Annotated in this window: 22 protein-coding genes and 1 other annotated feature; of the genes, 3 read left to right on the top strand and 19 right to left on the bottom strand. The window is 43.1% G+C overall.

What is annotated here, in order from left to right:
• Positions 1-79: 79 nt before the first annotated feature.
• From H9649_RS00110 to H9649_RS00095, 4 genes are all read right to left on the bottom strand, one after another.
• Positions 80-523 carry an acyl-CoA thioesterase gene (locus H9649_RS00110; protein ID WP_191692617.1) on the bottom strand — a complete coding sequence of 148 codons (444 nt, stop codon included), beginning with the start codon at positions 521-523 and terminating at the stop codon, positions 80-82.
• Positions 524-664: 141 nt separating this feature from the next.
• Positions 665-1,462: a succinate dehydrogenase iron-sulfur subunit gene (gene sdhB, locus H9649_RS00105; RefSeq protein ID WP_191692616.1), complete on the bottom strand. Its 798-nt coding sequence runs from the start codon at positions 1,460-1,462 to the stop codon at positions 665-667.
• 5 nt (positions 1,463-1,467) lie between these two features.
• The gene (sdhA, locus tag H9649_RS00100) at positions 1,468-3,219 is read right to left on the bottom strand and encodes a succinate dehydrogenase flavoprotein subunit (RefSeq protein WP_191692615.1); all 1,752 of its coding nucleotides are present in this window, start codon (positions 3,217-3,219) and stop codon (positions 1,468-1,470) included.
• A 54-nt stretch (positions 3,220-3,273) separates the two neighbouring features.
• Entirely contained in the window at positions 3,274-3,882 is a 609-nt protein-coding gene (locus H9649_RS00095; RefSeq protein ID WP_191692614.1) for a succinate dehydrogenase cytochrome b558 subunit, read from the bottom strand.
• A 220-nt stretch (positions 3,883-4,102) separates the two neighbouring features.
• On the opposite strand from H9649_RS00095, the gene H9649_RS00090 reads away from it, so the two are divergent.
• Positions 4,103-4,522: a DUF2507 domain-containing protein gene (locus tag H9649_RS00090; RefSeq protein WP_318241630.1), complete on the top strand. Its 420-nt coding sequence runs from the start codon at positions 4,103-4,105 to the stop codon at positions 4,520-4,522.
• Between the two features lie 42 nt (positions 4,523-4,564).
• Here H9649_RS00090 and uvrC read toward each other — a convergent pair whose 3' ends face one another.
• The 12 genes from uvrC to zapA all read right to left on the bottom strand — a co-directional run bounded on the left by uvrC (position 4,565) and on the right by zapA (position 18,068).
• Positions 4,565-6,370: an excinuclease ABC subunit UvrC gene (gene uvrC / locus H9649_RS00085; protein WP_191692612.1), complete on the bottom strand. Its 1,806-nt coding sequence runs from the start codon at positions 6,368-6,370 to the stop codon at positions 4,565-4,567.
• 58 nt (positions 6,371-6,428) lie between these two features.
• Positions 6,429-6,743, bottom strand: a complete 315-nt coding sequence (gene trxA, locus H9649_RS00080) for a thioredoxin (protein WP_191692611.1) — start codon at positions 6,741-6,743, stop codon at positions 6,429-6,431.
• Between the two features lie 609 nt (positions 6,744-7,352).
• Positions 7,353-8,327: an electron transfer flavoprotein subunit alpha/FixB family protein gene (locus H9649_RS00075; RefSeq protein WP_191692610.1), complete on the bottom strand. Its 975-nt coding sequence runs from the start codon at positions 8,325-8,327 to the stop codon at positions 7,353-7,355.
• A 33-nt stretch (positions 8,328-8,360) separates the two neighbouring features.
• The gene (locus tag H9649_RS00070; RefSeq protein WP_191692609.1) at positions 8,361-9,134 is read right to left on the bottom strand and encodes an electron transfer flavoprotein subunit beta/FixA family protein; all 774 of its coding nucleotides are present in this window, start codon (positions 9,132-9,134) and stop codon (positions 8,361-8,363) included.
• A gap of 22 nt (positions 9,135-9,156) precedes the next feature.
• Positions 9,157-9,930: an enoyl-CoA hydratase gene (locus H9649_RS00065; RefSeq protein ID WP_191692608.1), complete on the bottom strand. Its 774-nt coding sequence runs from the start codon at positions 9,928-9,930 to the stop codon at positions 9,157-9,159.
• Between the two features lie 76 nt (positions 9,931-10,006).
• Complete coding sequence (locus tag H9649_RS00060) at positions 10,007-10,588, bottom strand: TetR/AcrR family transcriptional regulator (RefSeq protein WP_191692607.1); 582 nt, start codon at positions 10,586-10,588, stop codon at positions 10,007-10,009.
• Between the two features lie 87 nt (positions 10,589-10,675).
• Complete coding sequence (locus tag H9649_RS00055; protein WP_191692606.1) at positions 10,676-12,373, bottom strand: long-chain-fatty-acid--CoA ligase; 1,698 nt, start codon at positions 12,371-12,373, stop codon at positions 10,676-10,678.
• A 227-nt stretch (positions 12,374-12,600) separates the two neighbouring features.
• Positions 12,601-13,014 carry a DUF350 domain-containing protein gene (locus H9649_RS00050; protein WP_191692605.1) on the bottom strand — a complete coding sequence of 138 codons (414 nt, stop codon included), beginning with the start codon at positions 13,012-13,014 and terminating at the stop codon, positions 12,601-12,603.
• A 76-nt stretch (positions 13,015-13,090) separates the two neighbouring features.
• The gene (locus H9649_RS00045) at positions 13,091-15,445 is read right to left on the bottom strand and encodes an endonuclease MutS2 (RefSeq protein ID WP_191692604.1); all 2,355 of its coding nucleotides are present in this window, start codon (positions 15,443-15,445) and stop codon (positions 13,091-13,093) included.
• Between the two features lie 16 nt (positions 15,446-15,461).
• Positions 15,462-17,168, bottom strand: a complete 1,707-nt coding sequence (gene polX, locus H9649_RS00040) for a DNA polymerase/3'-5' exonuclease PolX (RefSeq protein WP_191692603.1) — start codon at positions 17,166-17,168, stop codon at positions 15,462-15,464.
• A gap of 90 nt (positions 17,169-17,258) precedes the next feature.
• Positions 17,259-17,798 (bottom strand): CvpA family protein, encoded by a 540-nt coding sequence (locus tag H9649_RS00035; RefSeq protein WP_191692602.1) that lies wholly within the window; start codon positions 17,796-17,798, stop codon positions 17,259-17,261.
• 9 nt (positions 17,799-17,807) lie between these two features.
• Positions 17,808-18,068, bottom strand: coding sequence for a cell division protein ZapA (gene zapA, locus H9649_RS00030; RefSeq protein ID WP_191692601.1), 261 nt, complete (start codon positions 18,066-18,068; stop codon positions 17,808-17,810).
• Positions 18,069-18,240: 172 nt separating this feature from the next.
• Here zapA and rnhC point away from each other — a divergent pair, with 172 nt between their 5' ends.
• On the top strand, positions 18,241-19,182 hold the full coding sequence (gene rnhC / locus H9649_RS00025; RefSeq protein ID WP_191692600.1) for a ribonuclease HIII: 942 nt from the start codon (positions 18,241-18,243) through the stop codon (positions 19,180-19,182).
• Between the two features lie 57 nt (positions 19,183-19,239).
• Here the strand turns inward: rnhC and pheT are convergent, their stop codons facing one another.
• The 3 genes from pheT to H9649_RS00010 all read right to left on the bottom strand — a co-directional run bounded on the left by pheT (position 19,240) and on the right by H9649_RS00010 (position 23,791).
• Positions 19,240-21,648, bottom strand: coding sequence for a phenylalanine--tRNA ligase subunit beta (gene pheT / locus H9649_RS00020; protein WP_191692599.1), 2,409 nt, complete (start codon positions 21,646-21,648; stop codon positions 19,240-19,242).
• A 12-nt stretch (positions 21,649-21,660) separates the two neighbouring features.
• Positions 21,661-22,698 carry a phenylalanine--tRNA ligase subunit alpha gene (gene pheS, locus H9649_RS00015; RefSeq protein WP_191692598.1) on the bottom strand — a complete coding sequence of 346 codons (1,038 nt, stop codon included), beginning with the start codon at positions 22,696-22,698 and terminating at the stop codon, positions 21,661-21,663.
• A gap of 40 nt (positions 22,699-22,738) precedes the next feature.
• Positions 22,739-22,970: a binding site (T-box leader), on the bottom strand.
• A gap of 56 nt (positions 22,971-23,026) precedes the next feature.
• Positions 23,027-23,791, bottom strand: a complete 765-nt coding sequence (locus tag H9649_RS00010; RefSeq protein ID WP_191692597.1) for a TrmH family RNA methyltransferase — start codon at positions 23,789-23,791, stop codon at positions 23,027-23,029.
• 93 nt (positions 23,792-23,884) lie between these two features.
• Between H9649_RS00010 and sspI the strand changes: the two genes are divergently transcribed.
• Positions 23,885-24,094, top strand: coding sequence for a small acid-soluble spore protein SspI (gene sspI / locus H9649_RS00005; protein ID WP_191692596.1), 210 nt, complete (start codon positions 23,885-23,887; stop codon positions 24,092-24,094).
• Positions 24,095-24,465 lie beyond the last annotated feature (371 nt).

The following is a 24,465-nucleotide window of genomic DNA, read 5'->3' as shown; positions in this document are numbered from 1 at the left end:
TCAAGACGCGCCCCCTCCTATCCACGTTCACTTTACAATATGTGAAAAAGAGATAGGCTGTGCCGGCTCGAACACTGTTTTAAAAAGAAAATCCTGTTTTTTCTTCTTCTTTCCAAGGAACCGCTTTTCCAGTCTTACGGTCAATTTGAACAATGGACCCTCTTCCTGTAAAAACAACCTCACCTTTTGCATTTTTCGCCATGTAATGTAGGTCTACTGAGCTATTGCCGATTTTGGCAGCTTTCACATAAACGGACAGTTTTTCATCAAAAAACACTTGTTTCATATAATCGCATTGTAAATCTGCAACGACTGGTATTGTAGTACCTTTCGGATCTAACCAGTCGATCATATGACCAGCGGTTTTCAAATATTCGATACGTGCATATTCAAAATACGTAAATGTAACAGTATTGTTCAAATGCCCATACATATCCGTTTCAGAAAAACGAACTGATACCGGTACTGAAAAAGTAAAGTCTTCCATCCATTGTTCCATGTCTTCAATATACGAAATTCTCATTTTACACACCCCTTTTCAAAATGAATGAACATTCATTCTTTTATTATAGCAAAGATTTGCTAAATGTTCATCTCAAAAATCATATCAAAAAGCCCCGCTACACAATTTAACTTGTGAGCAGGGCTTTCACTGATAATGAAATCAGTCAACCATATGGTCACTTCCGAAGAAGTTTTTGAACATTTGAACTGTAGTATCACGATTAAGTGCTGCGATAGAAGTTGTCAAAGGAATTCCTTTTGGACAAGCAACAACACAGTTTTGCGAGTTACCACATTCACCTAGACCGCCGTCAGACATAATTGTTGCTAGACGCTCGTCTTTGTTCATGGAACCCGTTGGATGTGCATTGAACAGACGGACTTGCGACAACAATGCAGGACCGATGAAGTTTGTTTTGTCATTCACGTTCGGACAAGCTTCAAGGCAGACACCGCAAGTCATACATTTAGATAACTCGTACGTCCATTGACGTTTACGCTCAGGCATACGAGGTCCTTCACCTAAGTCATACGTACCGTCAATCGGAATCCAAGCTTTAATACGCTTCAAGGAATCGAACATGAATTCGCGGTCGACAACTAGGTCACGTACAACCGGGAAAGTTCTCATCGGCTCAAGTTTGATCGGCTGTGTCAACTGGTCAACTAGTGCAGTACAAGATTGGCGTGGACGCCCGTTAATGACCATTGAACATGCTCCACAAACTTCTTCCAGACAGTTCATGTCCCAGTTGACTGGTGTTGTTTTCTTACCTTCAGCGTTCACCGGATTACGACGGATTTCCATCAATGCGGAAATGACGTTCATATTCGGACGGTAAGGTATTTCAAATTTCTCGAAATAAGGTGCAGATTCAGGTGTATCTTGTCGTTGAATCTCAAATTTCACGGTTTTACTTGCAACTTGCTGTTCCTGAACAGCTGTTTGCTGAGTCATTTGTGTCAATCTCCTTTCGCAGAATAGTCACGTTTACGTGGCGGAACCAAAGATACATCCACTTCTTCATAAGAAAGGATCGGTGCAGATTTCCCATCGAATTCTGCAATCGTCGTTTTCAAGAAGTTTTCGTCATCACGTTCCGGGAAGTCCGGCTTGTAATGCGCACCACGGCTTTCATTACGGTTAAGAGCTCCTAATGTGATTACTCGTGCTAAATACAGCATATTCTTCAATTGGCGTGTGAAAGTTGCGCCCTGATTCGACCATTGTTGTGTATCAGTGATATTAATATTTTCATAACGCTCAAGAAGTTCGACGATTTTGTCGTCAGTCGCTTGAAGTCTATCGTTGTAACGGACAACTGTAACGTTCTCTGTCATGATTTCTCCAAGTTCTCTATGAAGCATGTACGCATTTTCTGTTCCGTCCATCTTCAATGTTGCATCCCATTTCGCTTGTTCATCTTTAATGGCTGCATCGAATAGAGATGATGGAAGTTCATCAGCAGTACGTTTTACGCCGCGCATATACTTGACCGCTTCCGGTCCAGCAAGCATACCACCGTAGATTGCCGATAGAAGTGAGTTCGCACCAAGACGGTTCGCACCGTGCTGGGAGTAATCACATTCACCTGCAGCAAATAATCCAGGAATACTTGTATGCTGATTATAGTCAACCCAAAGTCCGCCCATTGAATAATGGACAGCCGGGAAGATTTTCATCGGCAATTTACGTGGATCATCCCCTGTGAATTTCTCGTAGATTTCAATGATACCGCCAAGCTTGATGTCAAGCTCATGCGGATCTTTGTGTGATAGATCCAAATACACCATGTTCTCGCCGTTGATGCCCAATTTCTGATTCACACAGACATCAAAAATCTCACGCGTTGCAACGTCACGAGGCACTAGGTTACCGTATGCAGGATACTTCTCTTCAAGGAAGTACCACGGCTTACCATCTTTATATGTCCAGATACGTCCGCCTTCACCACGCGCAGATTCACTCATGAGACGAAGTTTATCGTCCCCAGGAATTGCTGTTGGGTGGATTTGGATGAACTCTCCGTTTGCATATTTAGCACCTTGCTGATAGACGATAGATGCCGCTGAACCTGTATTGATAACAGAGTTCGTCGACTTACCAAAGATGATTCCAGGGCCGCCTGTAGCCATAATGACTGCGTCACCAGGGAATGCTTTAATTTCCATCGATTTCATGTTTTGCGCTTTAATACCACGGCAAACTCCTTCATCATCCATAATGATACCAAGGAATTCCCAGTGTTCGTATTTCTGAACAAGACCAGCCACTTCGTGACGTCGAACTTGCTCGTCCAAAGCATATAGAAGCTGTTGACCAGTTGTCGCACCAGCATATGCAGTACGGTGATGTAACGTACCACCAAAACGGCGGAAGTCAAGAAGACCTTCAGGAGTACGGTTGAATGTTACACCCATACGGTCCAATAAACTGATGATTCCCGGCGCAGCGTCTGTCATACCTTTAACAGGTGGCTGGTTAGCAAGGAAGTCTCCACCATATACAGTATCATCAAGGTGGATGGCAGGTGAATCACCTTCACCTTTCGTATTTACTGCACCGTTAATGCCACCTTGGGCACAAACGGAGTGGGAGCGTTTAACCGGAACGAGCGAGAATAAGTCAACTGCGACTCCATCTTCCGCAGCTTTGATGGTTGCCATCAAGCCGGCAAGCCCGCCGCCTACGACGATCAATCTGCCTTTTGCCATTATATTTCACTCCTCAAATTTTACATGTTCTATTACAAACTTACGTAGCTTGTTTTAGACAAACGCAAGCAGTGCTTGAATTCCAATGACGGAAAGCACTAAGAAAACCCCAATAGTAATGTATGACACGATTTTTTGTGAACGTGGTGATTGTGCGATGCCCCATGTTACAGCGAATGACCAAAGGCCGTTTGCTAAGTGGAATGTCGCAGCAAGAACACCAACGATGTAGAATACAAGCATGAATGGACTTGATAATATACCAGCCATCATGTCGTAGTTCACTTCAGTGCCTAATGCTTTTTGAATTCTAGTTTCCCAGATGTGCCAAGCGATAAAGATCACAAGGAGTACACCTGTAATACGTTGCAACATGAACATCCAGTTACGGAATGTGCCATAACGTTGAACGTTGTTTTTCGCAGTGAAAGCTATGTAGACACCATAAAACGCATGGAACATTAATGGAATATAGATGATGAACCATTCCAAGAACAGCACGAATGGCAAGTTCCCCATGAAGTTGGATGCGTTATTGAATGCTTCTTCACCGCGAGTTGCAAAATGGTTAATAACCAAGTGTTGAGCTACAAATAACCCAACCGGAATGACTCCGAGCAATGAGTGCAGTCGGCGCAAGTAAAAATCTGATTCTCTCGACAAGTCTTTTACCCTCCCTTATTAAGTGGGATATACCCGTTAAAGTACATCATATGAACTACATATGAGGACATTGACGGTATGCCCCTTCGTGGTACAATAAGTTTAACATGTTCATTGTACTCCTCACTTTTAAGGAGGTCAAGGAGATGTGAACATTTCTTGTCCGCCACAAAAGTACCCTAAACAATCTGATTCTTCCTTCGAAAGGACTGCATAATTGTTGACTATAGAAATAGAGACTAAACCTACACAACTAGGATACGAGATTTTAAAAGACCATGTATTACCTTCCATTCTCGGTAAACATGAAGATGACATCCTGTACTGGGCAGGAAAGAGCGTCGCACGAAAGTTCCCTGTATTTTCAATAGATGAAATCCCCACTTTCTTTGAAGAAGCTGGCTGGGGTCCTCTTACATATGAAGATGCGCGCGCTCCAAAAGATGAATCGTGGCTAACACTTCGGCAATCCGATCGCACGTTGCTTGAAAAAAGATCATATCAACTGGAAGCGGGCTTTATCGCCCAACAATTCCAGAAATTAAATGGTTTTCTCACTGAATGCTACGGTGAAAAACTACTAAAAGACGATCAAATCCGCTTTATTGTAAAATGGGATCCGAAAACAAAAATGCAATAATACGAATCTAAAGGACTTCAACGTTCCCCGTTGGAGTCCTTTTCATTTCCCATCTTCAATCTCTTCAGGTTCAATTTCCTCTTGGAAATAACCCATAATCGATTCAGCTACTTTTGTAGGCATACCCGCTTCAATCAATTGATCCGTCGACGCTTCTTTAATTTTCTTCATCGAACCGAAATGTTTCAATAGTTGCTTCTTACGTTTAGGTCCTATACCCGGTAACCCATCAAGCGCAGAAGTTAATGAATTCGTATCTCTGCGTTGCCTATGGAACGTAATAACAAATCTGTGTACTTCGTCTTGAATCCGTTGCAACAAATAAAACGCTTCACTCGTACGTTTTAATGGTACCGTTTCAACTGGATTACCATATAATAATTGGGCTGTCTGGTGTTTATCATCTTTCGCCAACCCTGCAATTGGTATCGATAATCCGAGTTCATCTTCAATTACTTCACGGGCAATTTCCATTTGACCTTTACCGCCGTCAATAATTATTAAATCTGGTAAGGGCAGATCATCTTTCAACACTCTCGTATAACGCCTTCTGATCACTTCACGCATAGCACCGTAATCATCATGAGCCGCAGCAGTTTTTGTTTTGTATTTTCGGTAATCTTTACGATTCGGCTTGCCATCGATGAATGAAACCATTGCCGATACAGGATCTACCCCACCTGTATGCGAGTTGTCAAAAGCTTCAATTCGCAATGGCGGAGAAATGTTCATCGCCTCGCCCAAATCTTCGCACGCACCGATTGTTCGTTGTTCTTGCCGTTCAATCAGCTGGAATTTCTGGCTTAAGGAAATGACTGCATTTTTCATCGAAAGCTTTACAAGATCCTTTTTCTTCCCACGTTGTGGCACGAGGACATTCACTTTCAAAAGCTCCTGAACAATTTCTTCATTAATACCTTCAGGCAACAAAATCTCTTTCGGCAATAAATGTCCTGATTTTCCGTAAAACTGACCGATGAATGTCAACATCTCTTCTTCAGCACTCTGGTATAACGGAAAGATGGAAACGTCTCTTTCAATCAGTTTCCCTTGTCGGACAAAAAAGACTTGGACACACATCCAACCCTTTTCGACAGCATAGCCGAAAACATCCCGATCTGTGAAGTCATTCATCATCATCGTCTGCTTTTCCATGACCGCTTCAATATTAGCAATCTGTTCACGGTATTCTTTCGCCCGTTCAAACTCCAGATTTTCAGCAGCAACAGACATCTTTTCGGTCAATTCTTTTTTCACATGCTTATATCCGCCATTTAGGAAACGGCTAATATCGTCAATCATCTCTTTATACGTTTCCGTCTTCACTTCATGCACACAAGGGGCAAGACATTGTCCCATATGATAATAAAGACATACACGATCAGGAAGCTGATAGCACTTCCTATAAGGATAGAGCCTGTCGAGTAACTTTTTCGTTTCATGGGCAGCAGTCGCGTTCGGATAAGGACCAAAATATTTTCCTTTATCCTTTTTCAATTGTCGTGTGACAATCAGTTTAGGGTGCCGTTCTGCCGTTAATTTTAAATACGGATACGTCTTGTCATCCTTTAACATGATATTGAACTTTGGGTCGTATTGTTTAATCAAGTTCAGTTCCAATATGAGTGCTTCAATATCTGAACCGGTTACAATATATTCGAAATCCTCAATTTCACCGACAAGACGCTGTGTTTTAGCGTCATGTGATCCAGTAAAATAACTGCGAACCCGATTTTTCAGGATTTTCGCTTTGCCGACATAGATGATTGTCCCTTGGCGATCTTTCATCAAATAGCAACCAGGCAAATCAGGCAGCAAGGATAATTTATGTTGGATGAGTTCTTTCATTTTTTCCACCTACCAAAAAACCGGGTTCCTCTAAAGGTTCCCGGTTTCATGTAATGAATCACGCGTGTTTTTCGATCAATTCAGCAAGCTGTTCTTTCGGTTGGAAACCGACAACTTTGTCTACGATCTCGCCGTCTTTGAAAAGAACGAGTGTAGGGATTGACATGATGCCGTATTCACCAGCTGTCGATTGGTTTTCGTCGACATCCACTTTAACGATTTTCGCTTTTCCTGCGAGGTCGCCGTCTAGTTCTTCTAGTACTGGAGCGATCATTTTACAAGGTCCGCACCATGTAGCCCAGAAGTCTACGAGTACGAGTCCGTCTTTTGTTTGGTCTTTGAAGTCTTGGTCAGTCGCATGAATAATTGCCATTGTGTGTTGCCTCCTTTTAGTAGATCCAACTATGAGTAAATTATAACACGGTAGGATTGATGCCGGCTAAACATCTGCTTATGTGTGCTAATCGGCACGATGATTTCCGTTCCGTGCGGCGCTTTCCGGGGCGTGCGGTAAGCCTCCTCGGTCGCTGCGCTCCACTGCGGGGTCTTACCTGTCACGCGCATCCCCAGGAGTCGCCGCCCTGCACTTCAATCATCTAAGATTCTATTCTCTAATGAATGTTGTCTTAATTAATATTACAACGTGTAAGAATTTTATCTTTACCCGCGCCAGGAATTATCTATTCAACAAAGAGTTTATTTGATTGTAGCGGAGAGCGGCGACTCCAGAGGGATCAGCGAGAGCCGTGACGAAGAACGGCTTTTGCGAGACAAAGCTTTAGCTTTTCGAGCACCCATGCCTTAATTTCTGAAAGTCACAGAAACACGGCAAATCGAACACTACGTTGTTCAATCGGAAAGCGTCCGCTCGCAGCGAAAATCAACTTTCCAGATTTTATTTCATTGAAAAAAGACTGCAGGCAAACTCTCTATTCTCTAGAGTTTGACAACAGTCTCAACAAAATAACCTTAAACGACTAAATTAGTTGGATTGTACTTTTTTAATTTCTTCGATCATCATCGGGATTACTTCGAACAGGTCTCCAACGATGCCGTAGTCCGCTACTTTGAAAATGTTAGCTTCTGGGTCTTTGTTAATTGCAACGATTACTTTTGAGTTGGACATACCAGCCATGTGCTGGATAGCGCCGGAGATTCCTGCTGCGATATATAAGTCAGGAGTTACAACTTTACCCGTTTGTCCGATTTGTAATGAATAATCGCAGTAATCCGCGTCACACGCTCCACGTGAAGCACCGACTGCGCCGCCAAGCAGTTTTGCTAATTCTTCAAGTGGTGCAAAACCATCCGAACTCTTCACGCCACGTCCACCAGCAACAACGACTTTCGCTTCGGACAAGTCGACGCCGTCTGTGGACTTGCGGACAACGTCTTTGATGACGGAGCGCAAGTTTGTGATGTCCACCGAAATGGATGACACATCACCAGTACGGCTGTCATCTTTATCGAGTGGCGCTATGTTGTTTGGACGGATTGAGATGAATAGAAGTCCTTCTTTGTTTTTCACCTTTTCGAATGCTTTACCGGAGTAGATCGGACGGATGAATACTGCGTCGTCCCCTTCCCCTTCAATTGCAGTAACGTCTGACACTAAACCTGTTGCCAGTTTACTAGCGATTTTAGGAGACAGGTCTTTCCCTAGAGCTGTATGTCCGAAGACGATTGCTTCAGGTTTTTCCTGCTCATAGGCAGCCATGAAAGCTTGCCCGTAACCGTCGGATGTATAGTGTTTCAAATGCGGATGTTCTACTGTAATGACGCGGTCCGCACCGTGTTTGATCATTTCTTCACCTAAGGATTGCACTGCATCTCCAAAAAGGACGCCAACGATTTCTCCACCGCCGGATACAGTTTTTGCTGCCGCGATCGCTTCGAAAGAAACGTTACGTAATGCTCCTTCACGAGCTTCACCAAGTACTAATACTTTTTTAGACATATAGAGTCCCTCCCATTACATTATTGATTGCTATTAGAGTACTTTCGCTTCTTTGTTCAACAAATCGACGAGTTCTTTCACTTGAGCAGGGATGTCACCTTCAAGTACTCGACCTGCTGCTTTTTGTGGTGGCATGTAGATTTCGATTGTTTCAGTTTTCGCTTCCACATCGTCTTCTTCAAGATCTAAATCATCCAATTCCAACTCTTCAAGCGGTTTCTTTTTCGCTTTCATAATGCCAGGTAAAGAAGGATAACGAGGTTCATTCAACCCTTGTTGTGCAGTAACTAGCAACGGCAAGGATGTCTCGATTGTTTCAGAATCCCCTTCAACGTCTCGAATGATTTTGACAGACGTTCCGTCAATTTCAAGATTAGTGATTGTTGTTACGTAGTTAATGCCTAATAGTTCAGCTACACGTGGTCCAACTTGGCCAGACCCGCCATCGATTGCAACGTTACCTGCAAGAATGAGGTCCGCTTCTTTATCTTTTAAGTATTCAGCAATGATCTTTGCCGCTGAAAATTCGTCCATTTCGTCTAGATCATCTTCAGTATTTATAAGGACTGCTTTGTCAGCACCCATAGCTAGCGCTGTACGAAGTTGCTTTTCCGCTTCTTCTCCGCCAATTGTAACGACAGTCACTTCGCCACCGTTAGCATCGCGCACTTGGATTGCTTCTTCTATCGCATACTCGTCATATGGGTTGATGATGAATTCCGCTCCATCTTCAACGATCTTTCCGTTGGATACAGTAATTCTCTCTTCTGTGTCAAATGTCCGTTTTACTAATGCATAAATATTCATAATTCAGACCTCCTCAGCGTATTTACTTGCCTTTGAATTGTGGTTCTCTTTTTTCAATAAATGCTTGGATACCCTCTTTTGCATCTTCAGAAACGAATACTTCACCGAAGGAGTCAGCTTCAGCCTTCACGCCAGCGTAGAAAGAATCGTCTTTTGAAAATTGAAGCATTTGGAGAGCAGCCTTCATTGCGACAGGACTTTTCTTAGCAATTTTCTTTGCAATCTCCATTGTCTTCGGTAGTAGTTCTTCATCGGAAAATGATTGGTTTGCCAGTCCTAGACGTACTGCTTCTACACCCGTTATAGGCTCACTTGTGAGCAACATTTCTGCAGCTTTTGCGACGCCTACATATCGCGGTAAACGCTGGGTACCTGCAAATCCAGGGATTAGACCTAGTTGCAATTCCGGCAATCCGAGTTTTGCACGTTCAGTGACAAATCGGATATGACATGCCATCGCAAGTTCAAGGCCACCTCCTAATGCAGCACCATGGATGGCTGCAATGACTGGTTTACTGAAGTTTTCAAGTCGCTCAAATACATCTTGCCCTGAAGAAGAGAGTTTTGTAAACGCTTCCCCGGATGATACGGTTGTAAATTCCTTGATATCCGCTCCAGCGGAAAAGAATTTCCCATCTCCATGAAGAACAATGACTCTTACATCATTATCGTTTTCCACACTATCAAGCAATTGACCAACTTCTTTAATTAGGCCGCTCGATAAAGCATTGGCAGGCGGTCTATTAATGACAGCGGTTGCAATACCTTCGTCAATGGCGATTGTTAAGAACTCCATTTCATCCCATCCTTTCCAAACTATTAAGTTCAGTATAACTAGATTGAAGAACGGACAAAAAATTCATCCATTTCATTCAACCTATCATACCTTTTAAAATTAGTCGATGGACTTCCGGTGCCAATTTCATTAAATCATACTTCTGATCATTCATTACCCATGAAGTGATTGTTTCGTCAATTGTACCAAATACCATTTGGCGGGCGAGTCTGATGTCGATATCACGATCGAATTCGCCTTGCTCAATCCCCTCTTTTAAAATCGAATCAAGCAACATCAAATATTCTTTGAGTACTTCGTTTATCTGTGAACGCAATTCTTTATTGGATTGGCGCAATTCCAACTGGGTAACGATGGCGAGGTGACGGTCATTGTAAAGGAGCGAGAAGTGATTATCAATGAGCTTAGATAGCTTTTCAGTTGCTGTGATCTCTTTCTCGATAATCTCTTTCACGTTCTCGGCAAAGATGCCCATCTTCTCTCTGAAAACAGATATGAGGATGTCTTCTTTATTTTTAAAATAAAGATAGATTGTGCCATCTGCAACTCCCGCTTCTTTAGCAATTTTTGAAACTTGAGCTTGATGGTAGCCGTTTTCAGCAATGACGATAACGGCTGCATCTACTATCTGTTTATATTTAGGTTTGTCCCGTTTCATTATTCTCACCACCAAAAAAGAAATATGAATGATTGTTCATTCATATTTCCATAATAAACTTTTATGTGGTTGTCGTCAAGTTTAACATTATGACGTTTGCAATTCCTGCTCCATCTTTTTCTTCTCTTCTTCGACAAGTGTGCGTCGTAGTATTTTTCCTACGGCTGTCTTTGGAAGCTCTTTTCGGAAATCATATTTTCTCGGAACTTTAAATGAAGCGAGGTTTTCTCGGCAATATTTATCCAACTCTTCTTCTGTTACTTGTTTACCCTCTTTAAGAACTATATACGCTTTAACAGTTTCACCCCGATATGGATCGGGCACTCCGGCTACGACACATTCAAGTATTGCAGGATGTTCGTAAAGTACTTCTTCGATTTCACGCGGATAAATATTGAAACCACTCGCAATGATCATATCTTTTTTACGATCAACGACATAGAAATGACCTTCATCGTCCATATATCCCAGATCACCTGTTAATAGCCAACCCTCACGGAATGTCTCACGTGTATCATCTGGTCTATTCCAATATCCTTTCATCACTTGAGGCCCACTGATTGCAATCTCCCCAACTTCTCCGTTCGGTAAAGGTTCTAATGAGTCCGGCCCAACAATTCGAGCGTCAGTATCTGGCCAAGGAACACCGATCGACCCTTTCACTCGTCGTTTTTCCCATACAAAGTTTGCAATGGCAACAGGTGAAGTTTCCGTTAAACCATATCCTTCAACAAGCTTTCCGCCTGTCACACGCTCAAATTCTTCTTGCATTTCGACAGGCAATGCAGCAGATCCACTGATGCATGCTTTAATGGACGATAAGTCATATTTAGCCAAGTCCGGATGGTTCAATAAGCCGATATAGATCGTCGGTGCTCCTGGAAACAGTGTAGGTTTTTGCTTGTCAATCGCTTTCAACGCAGTTTCGAAGTCGAATTTCGGTAATAGAACCATCTTGTTACCGAGCATAACGGACAGTAAGAGTACAGTTGTCATGCCGTATACATGGAAAAACGGTAAAATCCCCATGACTGTTTCTTCTCCATCTTCACACTTATACAGCCAGGCATTACACATTTGCACATTGCTGATCAGATTGGCATGTGTCAACATGACGCCTTTGGGCGGTCCGGTCGTTCCTCCTGTGTATTGAAGTAATGCGATATCTTCTTCGTAGTTAAAATGATATGATACCGGATCAGGCTTCGCCACTTTCATAATTTCAGTGTAAAGATGGTTCATGCCTCTATGTTCCACTTTTACAATAATACCATATTCTTTTTTCTGAATGAATGGATAAACAAGATTTTTAGGAAATGGCAAATAATCTTTTATGCCTGTAATAATGACATGTTCCAACTTCGTATCTTTTAATACATTTGATATTCTGCTATATAGAATATCTAGTGAAATAATGACTTTCGCGCCTGAATCAGACATTTGATACGCTAATTCCCTTTCTGTATACAACGGGTTCGTTTGCACAACAATGGCACCGATATAGAGAATACCATAATAGGCAATCGCACTTTGCGGACAGTTCGGAAGCATAATCGCCACCCGATCACCTTTTTCAACACCGAGCGATTTAAGATAATTCGCAAACTTTAATGCAGATTCATGAAATTCGGCATATGAAATGTTCTTGCCCATAAAGTGCATCGCAGTCTTTCCAGGAAATTTCTCACTCGAATTCGTCAAAAATTGTTGTAATGGAATCCGATCATATTCGATTGTTTTTGGTATCTCTGCCGGATACAAATCCAACCACGGTTTTTCGTTCATTGTATAACCTCCCCTTCTCACTATAATTCTTTGAAAATTCCTTCTTCACTTATTATATCGATAAATGAATCCGCTTTCAAATAGAATATTAAATTAATCCACAAAAAATGCCTTGACTGGCAAATTTCAGTCAAGGCGAGTTCGTGAACAACCAATATGCTCCTACAATAATGAACAGGATACATATAACAATAAGTATTTTCGATAATTTCTCCATTTCGATTCTCCTAAGCTATACTTGCCCCGATTACGAACGACAAACCGACGGAAATCGTCAGGGAAATGAATCCGACAGAGCGATTATCCTCTTCGATCTCTTTGTCAATTTTGAACTGGGGCGTAAGGAATTCGAACAACATGTACGCAACGACAAGCAAGACGAATCCATATAGTCCCCATCCGATCATCTGTGGTAGCGTATTATGCTGCTCTATGGAATAGCGGAAAATGTTAGCGACACCAAAGATTTTTCCGCCTGTTGCCATTGCTACCGCCACATTCCCTTTCCGTATCTCTTCCCAGTTCTTATATTTCGTAACAATTTCAAACAATACCATCGAGACGATGAGGCACAGGACTACAACACTGAAATATCCTGCAGTTTCTACTAAGGGATGGCTCCAAAATCCTGTTGACGTCATCTATTCGGCTCCTTTATGAATCATTATTCCATACCTATACGTATTCAAGCGGTAAAAGTTTCAATGTTATCGTTGGTTATTTTAGTTCCACTACTGTAACACCATACCCGCCTTCTCCTGCTTCTCCGTATCGATAACTTTTGACGCGAGGATGCCTTTTCAGATATGTCTGTACGCCTTGTCTTAACGCACCTGTACCTTTTCCGTGAATAATAGAGACTTGATGGTAATTGGATAGTAAGGCATCATCCAAATACTTTTCCGTCCGGTGTAATGCATCTTCGTATCGTTCACCACGCAAGTCAAGTTCCAGTTTCACGTGTGAATCACGACCTCTGACCGATGCCGAAACGACCGTATCCTTCATTTTTTCAGGTTTTGTGAATTCCAAAACCGATTCATCTAACCGCATTTTCAGGATACCAATCTGAACAACCCACTCTTTTGAAGAAACTTTTTCAATCAGCGTCCCCTTTTGACCATAGGTGACCACTTTCACTTCGTCCCCGACTTCAAGTGGACGTGCTGCTGCTTTGGCAACGACTTTCTTTTTCTTTTCCTTCGGAGATGCTGCTTCCATCTTTTTTCGTGCTTCAATCAATTCATGCTCTTTTACATTCGCACCCGCATGCATACGTAATGCACGCAAATCCGAAATGACAGCTTCTGATTCAACTCTGGCAGAGTCCACAATTTTCTTCGCTTTTTCCTTCGCATTTTCTACGAGTTTCTCTTTCATTTGCTCAAAGTCAGCTAATTTCGCTTCCAGTTCACGTTTCAACTTTTCCGTTTCGAGCAATACAGCATGTGTCTGTTCGGCATCCTTTTCGGATTGAACGCGACTCGATTCTAATGATGCGATCATCGAATCGACTTCTCCGCGGTCAGTTCCTGTGAACTTTTTCGCGCGGTTAATGACGTGATCATGCAAACCGAGACGTTTTGAGATTTCAAAAGCATTACTCCGACCAGGTACACCGATAAGTAAGCGGTATGTCGGACTTAACGTATCAATGTCGAACTCCACACTCGCGTTAGCAACACCTGGACGGTTATAGCCATAAGCTTTCAATTCAGGGTAATGGGTTGTTGCCATGACTCTTGCACCTGTACCATGTACTTCATCCAAAATGGCAATTGCAAGTGCTGCCCCTTCTTGCGGGTCTGTTCCCGAACCAAGTTCATCAAAAATAAGTAGAGATTTAGAATCAAATTTCTTTAAGATATCGACAATGTTCACCATATGAGATGAGAATGTACTTAGACTCTGTTCAATCGATTGTTCATCACCAATATCTGCATAGACCGATTCAAATACTGCAATTTCAGAGCCGTCGAGTGCTGGAATCGGCAAACCCGCTTGCGCCATTAATGTGCACAGTCCAACCGTTTTCAATGTAACGGTCTTACCTCCAGTATTCGGTCCTGTAATAACAATTGAAGTAATCTCTTTCCCAAATTCAATCGTATTCGCAACCGCTTCTTCAATTGACAATAACGGGTGTCTCGCTTTTGCTAATCGTATATACCCATTGTTATTCACTTCGGGTTTTGTGCATTTATGTGCTGTACCGTACTTGGATTTTGCAAGAATTATATCGATTTCGGAAAGAATATCGACTAATACGAACAGTTCATGTGCGATTTCCTGTACTTTTACAGACAACTCGAGCAAAATCTTATCGATTTCCTCTTTTTCTTTCATCTTCAAGTTACGAATTTCGTTGTTTGCCTGGACGACTGCATCTGGTTCGATGAACAATGTTTGACCAGAAGAAGACATATCATGGATGACTCCGCCGAAGTGGGAACGATATTCTGCTTTGACTGGGATAACAAATCGGTCATTGCGGATTGTAACAATCGCATCTGATAGCATCTTAGTAGCATTTCTGCCGCGTGTGTAACCTTCAAGCTTCTCGCGTACACGCCCTTCTTGCATACGGAGGTTTTGTCTAATTGAACGTAACGTACCTGACGCACTGTCCATCACATGCCCGTTGTCATCGATGGAGGCACTAATTTCATGTTCAAGTGCCGTAAGTATCGGTAATCGTTCTTTTTTCGCTAAGAAATGCGGAATGTCAATATCTTCATCTGCATCGACTGCTTCGATGAATTGCCTTAAGACCCTACTTGCTCGGATTGTGTTGGCGATTTCCATCAGTTCGTATGCACTAAGGACTCCACCTATTTGTGCGCGTTTTGCATGTGGACGTATGTCGGTAATCCCGCCCATCGGCACATTCCCGCGAACCCGTAAAATGGCAAGTCCTTCATCCGTCTCTTCAAGCAATCGGACAACGTCATGGAAATCAGTGAGAGGCACGAGCTTTTCCATATGTGCTCGTCCTGCTGAAGACGTACAGTAAGTCGCGACGATTTCACGTATTTTATCAAATTCAAGTGTTTTTAAGACACGGTTTTCCAATGTCTTACACTCCCTTTCACTTCCGTATAATGTTACGGATAAATTGTTTAAGTGGCCATGTATTGATGACCGTCTCTTTTTTCAACCAAGCTTTTTGTGCATATTTCACACCGATATCCATCAGATCCAGCTGATCGATCGCATGTGCATCGGTGTTGATGGCAATTTTCACACCTGCCTCCTGCGCCATGACGAGATAATCTGTCATTAAGTCAAAGCGGTGCGGGCTGCCATTCAATTCAAGAATTTTATCATATTTCTTTGCCCACTCGATCAATTGCGGTACATCAGGGTTATAACCTTCGCGCTGACCAATAATGCGGCCAGTCGGGTGCGCGATCATCGTTACATATGGGTTTTTAAGTGCAGCATGCAACCGCTCCATAATTTGTTCTTGAGATTGGTTAAAATTCGAATGGATAGATGCGATGACAAAATCCAGTTCCTGCAATAGATCGTCCTCGAAATCGAGTGTCCCATCAGGAAGGATGTCCATTTCAGTACCGCAAAAGACTTCAATATCATCGAATTCCGCATTCACTTGACGAATTTCAGCAATCTGCTCTCTCAATCTCTCAGGCGTTAGCCCATTTGCGACCTTTAAATAGTGAGTATGATCAGTGATCACCATATGCGAATATCCTTTCGCCCGACATGCTTCCACCATTTCACGAATGGAGTAACCGCCGTCCGACCAAGTAGTATGCATATGGAAATCTCCACGGATATCTTCAATCTTTACTAGCCCATCAATCTCAGCTGCCTTTGTAATTTCTGTTCCATCTTTACGCAAGGAAGGTGGAATGAATGGCAAATCAAAAAATGCGAAGAATGCTTCTTCCGTGTCAAAATTTTTGACAGTGCCATCTTCTAATTCAACGCCATATTCACTAATTTTCATTCCTTTGGATTTTGCTAGTTGACGCATTTTCACGTTATGGTCTTTAGAACCCGTAAAATGATGCAAAGCTGTAGCAAATTGAGATGCCGTCACAAAACGAAAATCCGCATCGACGAGATCAGTCATATCGAGTACGATGGATAATTTCGCGTCACCACCTGCAACAACTTCTTCAACAGGAAGCATTTTTAACAGTTTTTCACGAACAGTTGTTGGCTCTTCCGTTACAATGATGAAGTCTACATCACTGCTCATCTCTTCCGCACGGCGGAAACTCCCTGCTACGGAAAAGCGCGTAATTTCAGGGATTGCTCTTAGTTCTTCTTCGATGGAAGTGACAATTGTCTGGATTTGCCATACAGGCAGTTTTCCTTTGCGTGTACCAAGCAATTCTAGCTCGTGAAGTATTTTCTCTTCAGTCTTTTTACCGAACCCTGGAAGTTTGCTCACTTTATTAGCTTCACACGCCTCACGCAATGATTCAACAGAGTCAATGTTAAGTGTTTCTCTAAGTTTCGCAATCCTTTTTCCGCCAAGACCAGGAATTTTCAATAAAGGAATTAAACCTTTCGGGACCTCTTCTTCAAGTTCTTTCAGTAAATCGGATTCGCCTTTTTCCATTAAATCGATAATGACAGCACCAGTTCCTTTACCAATTCCTTTTAATTCAAGGATGTCATCCATTTCGGAAAGACTGCGTTGATCCGTTTCAAGAACGCCAGCCGCTTTGCGGAAAGCGCCTGTTTTAAATGGGTTCTCTCCAAGCAACTCCATATACAAAGCAATCTTTTCGAACGTGCGAATGATCGTTTTTTTATTCACAATGCATCACTACTCCATTCTGAACAATCGTATTGTGTGAAAAAAGCTTCCCTCCAGGCAAGGGGGAAGCCGTAAAGTGTTTGAATAGTATTATTTAGTATAAATATACCACCAATTTTTGACCATTTCCGAGAATACTGGTGTATGATCAAACATTGCTTCCGTCAAAATTGAATTGCCGATTAAGTTCTGGATGAAATCTATCGGAAGCATTGCCAACAAATAGAGAACGAGGAATATGAGAATATAAAACTCGACAAATCCAAGAGCTGCGCCTCCAAAACGAGCGAGGAAGCCCAAAACCGGTAAATACTTCAGGAAGTCAAACATGGAAGCAATTAGTTGCAACGCAAATTTGACGACGAGGAAAATAAGGACGAATGCAAGCAATCGATAAAATGTCTGATCCAAATCGAGCGTTTCTACTGTCCATGCCAATTTCGATCCCGCCGTAACACCTGGGTACGGAATCCATAAAACAAACTTGTCAGCTAACGGTTTGTAATATATGTAGGAAATGATTAGTGCGATGATAAAGCCTGTCATATGTATCAGTTGTACTATGAGACCACGTCTAAATCCGGTGATCAGTCCTCCTAGTAGAAGGAATACGATAAGTAAATCAAGCATATTCTTCAGTCAACCCTTCAGCTTATTCAATTCTTCTTCTAATTGCTCAATACGTTCCCGTAATTTCAAATAATCATGCACACTATTCACTGCAGTGAGGACAGCAATCTTGGAGCTATCCAAATAAGGGTTGCGCGAACTGATTTCCCTCATTCTTTCATCAACCATCGAAGCGACAAGGCGAACATGACTGCTCGTTTCACTGCCGACAATTGTATATGTCTGTCCATAAATGTCAACCGCAAGGCGCGTCTTCTGCTCGTCTGCCAATGATGAAACCTCCCAAATGAAAACTATGTAACCAATCATACCATGAAACAGTTTTAGTTGAAAAGAGATGGCAATGGTTTCAAGCAATTGTATGGAAAAACAGTTCGTTTTTACATCACACACCATGAGTATTGTACAATATAAGAATCATATGCACGGGAGGATGAACAGTATGGGCCAAAGCGTCTTACAAATAGATGCGGCAACAATGACCAAGATTTCCGCTCACTACGCACAGTTCAAAGTCGTGCGTAATGCACCAGGCGTCGTGTTCGCCGCAAAATTGCCCGATACGGCAATAACAGCTTATAAATCAGGGAAAGTGCTTTTCCAAGGCGGCGGAGCTGAACGTGAAGCTTCTATATGGAACGGAACAGGTAATAGCGCATATAGTGCTAAGACGTTAACGAAATCCGCCGGGGAAGTATTGCCTGCTAAACTTGCCCAGTTATCCGTCCTCGGATCTGACGAAACCGGAACAGGCGACTTCTTCGGTCCAGTGACAGTTGCCGCTTGTTACGTACCCGCCCAGAAAATCGAACTAGTTCGGGAATTAGGAGTGAAAGACTCCAAGCAATTGACGGATGATTGGATGAGAACGATTGCGCCTGATTTGCAGGAGACACTTATCCACAGTGTCCTCACGTTGCCGAATGATAAATACAATGAAGTCCAGGCGAGCGGATGGTCACAAGGTAAAATCAAAGCACTGCTTCATAACCAGGCATTGAAACATGTGTTGCGCAAACTGGAAGATGATAAACCAGATTACATTTTGATCGACCAGTTTGCAGAACGCCGGATTTATTATAATCACATTAAAGACGAGCCCGAGATTGTCCGCGAGAACGTGCTCTTTTCAACGAAAGCGGAAGGGCTTCATGTTGCGGTCGCAGCCGCTTCCATCATTGCAAGGGTTGCGTTTCTGGAAGAGATGGATAAGCTCAGCAAACTGGCTGGCGTCACACTTCCTAAAGGTGCGGGGCCAAAAGTGGATGAAGCCGCAGCCAGGATATTATTGAAAAGCGGGGAAGATACGCTGAAATCGATGACGAAGTGGCATTTCGCCAATGCGCAGAAAGCGAAAAAGATTGCAGCGATGAAAAAAAGGTAACTTACTTTACTAACGTCAAAAGACCGTTTATGGACATACCCATAAACGGTCTTTCATTTATCCTCTTAATTGAGCATCTGCTTCAGTCAATGCATTCAGCACTTTATCATGCGCTTTTACGACTTCTTCGTCCGTCAATGTACGTTCCGGATCGAAATACGTCAATGAGAATGCTATTGATTTCTTACCATCCTCCACATTATCCCCTTCATATAAATCGAAGAGTTTCACGTCTTTCAACAATTTTCCGCCTGCTTGACGGATGATCGTTTCAAGCGTTCCTGCAGAAGTGTCAGTAGATACGACCAAAGCGATATCTCGAGACATCGATGGATAGCGAGGTACTGGTACATACAGAAGTTCATCTGTATTCGTGGAAAGCACTTTTTCAAGATTGATTTCCATCACATACGTTTCTTTCAAGTCCCGTTTCTTCTGTTCAGTCGGATGGATTTGACCGACCATGCCGATATTTTCTCCATTTAGGAGGATAGACGCTGTACGTCCAGGGTGCATCCCTTCAAGGCTAGCCTGTTCGAATGAAAGGCTTGCTGACATACCGAGACGATCCATCATGCCTTCGATGATCCCTTTAAGTACAAAGAAGTCTACTTTCTTTGTTTCGCCTTGCCATGCATTGTCTACCCACTTGCCAGTCAATACAGCAGCGACATGTTCCACTTCACGTGGCAGACCGTCTTCTTCAACTCCAAGGAAAACAGAACCTGTTTCATAAATGGAGACTGAATCGATACGGCGTGCAACGTTATACGTAGCCGCTTCCAGCATATGCGGGATAAGGCTCTGACGCAAAATTGCGCGATCCTCACTCATTGGCATTAGCAGTTCAGTGACAGGTGCCGTCTCAAGCGCATATGCTTGTGATTGCTCTTTTGATGTCAATGAATACGTAATTGCCTGAAGAAGACCTGCACCTTCAAGGAATTGACGGACAATACGACGCTTCGCCTGATAAGGTGTTAGTCCACCCGGTTTGGATTCTGTGACAGGCAATGTTTTTGGAATTTCGTCATAGCCGTGCATTCTGGCGATTTCCTCGATGATGTCTTCTTTAATACGCAAGTCTTGTCTGCGAGTCGGTGCATCGATGACAAGTTTGCCGTTGATAGCTTGCGTAGGAATACGAAGTCGCTCCAGAATCGTCAGCATTTCATCCATCGAAATCTTCATTCCAAGACGGTTATTTATATAATCCGGTGAAACAGTGATTTGTACAGGCGTCTTGTCGAGTTCATCGAAAACGACGGAACCGGCAAGCACTTCCCCTCCAGCAATTTCTGCCATCAGTTGCGCTGCGCGCTCTGCTGCTTCCTGTACGCGATTCGGATCTACGCCTTTTTCAAAGCGAGTACTTGCATCGCTTCGAAGTCCAACTTCTTTCGATGTCTGACGGACGGAAGATGGCGCGAAATAAGCGGATTCAATGACGACTGTCGTTGTGCCTTCATGAACTTCGGAATTCGCTCCACCCATGACGCCAGCAAGTGCAACGGGTTCTTCGCCATTTGTAATAACAAGGTTATGCGTATTCAATGTGCGATCTGCATCGTCCAGTGTTGTAATTCTTTCGCCTTCAATTGCATGACGGACAACGATTTCACCTGTTTTAAGGCGGTCGTAGTCGAACGCATGCAACGGCTGACCATATTCCATCAATACATAATTCGTAATGTCGACAACGTTATTATGCGGACGCACACCTGCAGCCATCAAATAATTTTGCAACCATAGCGGTGATTCACCGATTTTGACGTTTTTCACGACTTTCGCCACATACATTGGGTTATCTTTCGTCGCTTCTACTCGTAATTTCAGTACATCAGATGCTTTTTCATTTGATTCTTTATAATTGATAGAAGGCAATGCAATGCCTTGTGATAAAATTGCGGCAACTTCATATGCTACGCCTAACATACTTAAAGCGTCCGAGCGATTTGGTGTCAAATCGAGTTCAAGGATTGTGTCGTCAAGACCAAGCAACGGCAGTGCATCCGCTCCTACAAGTGCATCATTCGGCAACACATAAATGCCTTCTGCGTACGCTTTCGCAACATGCTTGCCTTCGATTCCAAGCTCTTGAAGCGAACAGATCATTCCGTTCGATTCTTCACCACGAAGTTTTGCTTTTTTAATTTTGAAATCGCCTGGCAGGATTGCGCCTGTGCGAGCTACGATGACTTTTTGTCCTGCAGCGATATTTGGTGCACCACAAATAATTTGTGTCACTTCATCCCCAACATCTACTTGACAAATATTTAATTTATCCGCTTCAGGATGCTTCACACACTCTTTTACATAACCTACTACGACATTTGTCATCCCGTGCGAACGGTCGATGATTGAATCGACTTCGATACCTGAACGAGTGATTTTTTCTGCAAGAACTTCGGGTTTGATCCCGTTTATATTGACGTACTCATTTAACCATTTCGTTGAAACTAACATACTTTCTCCTCCTTACGCTTCCGTCCGATGGAATTGTGATATGAAACGGGTATCATTTGTGTAGAAATGACGGATATCTTCCACACCATATTTCAGCATTGCAATACGCTCTGGCCCCATGCCGAATGCGAACCCTGTAACAGCAGTTGGATCATAGCCAGCCATTTGTAGGACGTTCGGGTGCACCATTCCAGCGCCTAAAATTTCAATCCAGCCTGTTTTCTTACACACATTACATCCGTCTCCGCCACATTTGAAGCACGAGATATCCATCTCAACAGACGGCTCAGTGAATGGGAAGAAGCTCGGGCGCAATCGGATTTCACGTTCCTCACCGAACATCTTTTTAGCGAACAGATCAAGTGTACCTTTGAGGTCACTCATGCGGATATTCTCTCCGACGACAAGACCTTCGATTTGAGTAAACTGGTGGGAGTGCGTCGCATCGTCATTATCACGGCGATACACTTTCCCAGGACAGATGATTTTGATCGCTTCTCCGCCTTTTGCTTCCATCGTACGCGCTTGAACAGGTGACGTATGAGTACGCAAAAGCACATCTTCAGAAATGTAGAATGAATCCTGCATATCACGTGCCGGGTGGCCTTTCGGTAAATTGAGCGCTTCGAAGTTATAATAATCCTTCTCCACTTCAGGACCTTCTGCGATTTCATACCCCATGCTTATGAAGAAGTCTTCAATCTCTTCAACGACACGTGTGAGTGGGTGATGATTGCCTGTTGGAGCCGGACGTCCCGGAAGCGTTACATCGATCGCTTCATTTGCCAATTGTGCATTAATCGCTTCTTCTTCAAGCAAAGCCATTCTTGCTTCCAATGATTCCGTAACGGATTCACGCACGACATTGACGAGCGCTCCCATTTTCGGACGTTCTTCTGCAGGCAGTTTGCCCATTCCTTTTAACAAATCCGTAATCGGACCTTTTTTGCCAAGATAAGCGACACGAACGTCATTCAATTCTTTTACTGACGTCGCTTCCTGGATTTTCACTAACGCTTCTTCTTTCAATTGCTGCAACTGTTTTTCCATCGTCATTCTCCTTTCAAAATAAAAAAACCCCGCCCCCTAAAAAAGGGACGAGGACGAGTTCGCGGTACCACCCTGATTATTATGCAACGAAACGCATAATCACTTCATTATGGATTAACGGCCCTCTACCGGCACGCCTTTACAGTTTTCACTGGTCCAAGCGGCAGCTCTCGGGGTGAACTTCAACAGTTTTCTGCTATCGGCGCTCGCAGTCAAGGCGCGGATTTCCTGTAAGTGAACATCTGTCTACTTTTCCCGGTCACAGCTTTTAAAATGTATATTCCATTTTATTATACTGTACTCTTTAGGAATCTTCAACATCGTGTTGTTATTGTCTGCCATACGCGTAAAGCAAAATACCTGTAGCGATCGCGACGTTCAAGGATTCAGCTTTACCGTACAGTGGAATTTTAACGATTTCATCCGCTTCTTTGAGGTATTCATCAGCGACACCACTTCCTTCATTGCCAACGATAAGCGCGAATGAATCAAGTGGATCTACGTTGTAATGCTCTGTCGCATTGTGCAGACCTGTACCAATGATTTTAATGTTTTCTTTTTTGATATTCGCAATCCATTCGCTGAGCTCACCTTTCACAACAGGTATATGGAAATGTGAGCCTTGAGCGGAGCGGACCGTTTTTGGATTGAATGGATCTGCTGAACCTTTGCCCAATATGACTGCATCCATCCCAGCAGCATCCGCCGTTCTGATCATCGTGCCGATATTGCCAGGATCTTGGACAGCGTCAATAAACAGATATTTTTTCCAAGATTGAGGTGCTTCGTCAGTGTACTGAGGCTGTCTGCAATGCGCAAAAATCCCTTGCGACTGCTCGGTTTCAATTAATTCTTTCGCGACAGCACGTGTCACTTCGATCAATTGTAGATTATCAGTAACCCACTTTTCAGGTATTTCAATATCTTCTCTGACAATCAAATGAATGACTGTGCCTTCCGATTTCAATGCTTCTTCAACGAGGTGGAATCCTTCTACAATAAATTCTTCTGATTTGTCACGATCTTTTTTAGATGTGACAAGCTTCTTCCAATGCTTAATGAGGCCATTTTGAGTAGATTCAATTCTTTTCATATAGTTAGTGTCATCCTTTTTCTTCTCAGTGTAACAAATGTCCGTATAGTTGGCGATGATTCTGTGCAAAATGATTGTAGGAGGATTGATATTATGAATTTTCAAATCCGTGACGCTATCACCGCAAACATGACAAACAACTCCGCGGATGATATACGGAATGTAGTGGAAGATGCGTTAAACCGTGGCGAAGAGCATCTTTTGCCTGGTCTCGGTGTGTTTTTTGAAAAGTTATGGGTCAATGCGGATGAGCAGGAAAAGTCTAAAATCACTGGAGAGCTTGCACAAGCATTTACTGGGTGATCATAAGGAAAAGGGTTCGATGGATGTGTTTTTTCCATCGGGCTTTTTTTGTGAGGTAAAGTGGGGCGTTGGGGACGTAGACCGCGTATCGAAACGTAAGCCGTTCGTATCGAAACGTAAAACGAGCGTATCGAAACGTAAAACGAGCGTATCGAAACGTAGACCGCGTAACGAAACGTAAGCCGCTCGTATCGAAACGTAACTCCTCCGTAACGAAACGTAAGCCGCTCGTATCGAAACGTAGACCGCGTAACGAAACGTAAACCACTCGTATCGAAACGTAACTCCGCCGCAACGAAACGTAAGCCGCTCGTATCGAAACGTAACTCCGCCGCAACGAAACGTAAGCCGCTCGTATCGAAACGTAGACC

Origin of the sequence: Sporosarcina quadrami, from assembly GCF_014836615.1 — a bacterium.
Lineage (GTDB): Bacteria > Bacillota > Bacilli > Bacillales_A > Planococcaceae > Sporosarcina > Sporosarcina quadrami.
Note: the sequence above shows the minus strand (reverse complement) of the source record. Positions and strands in the feature narration are given on the sequence as shown.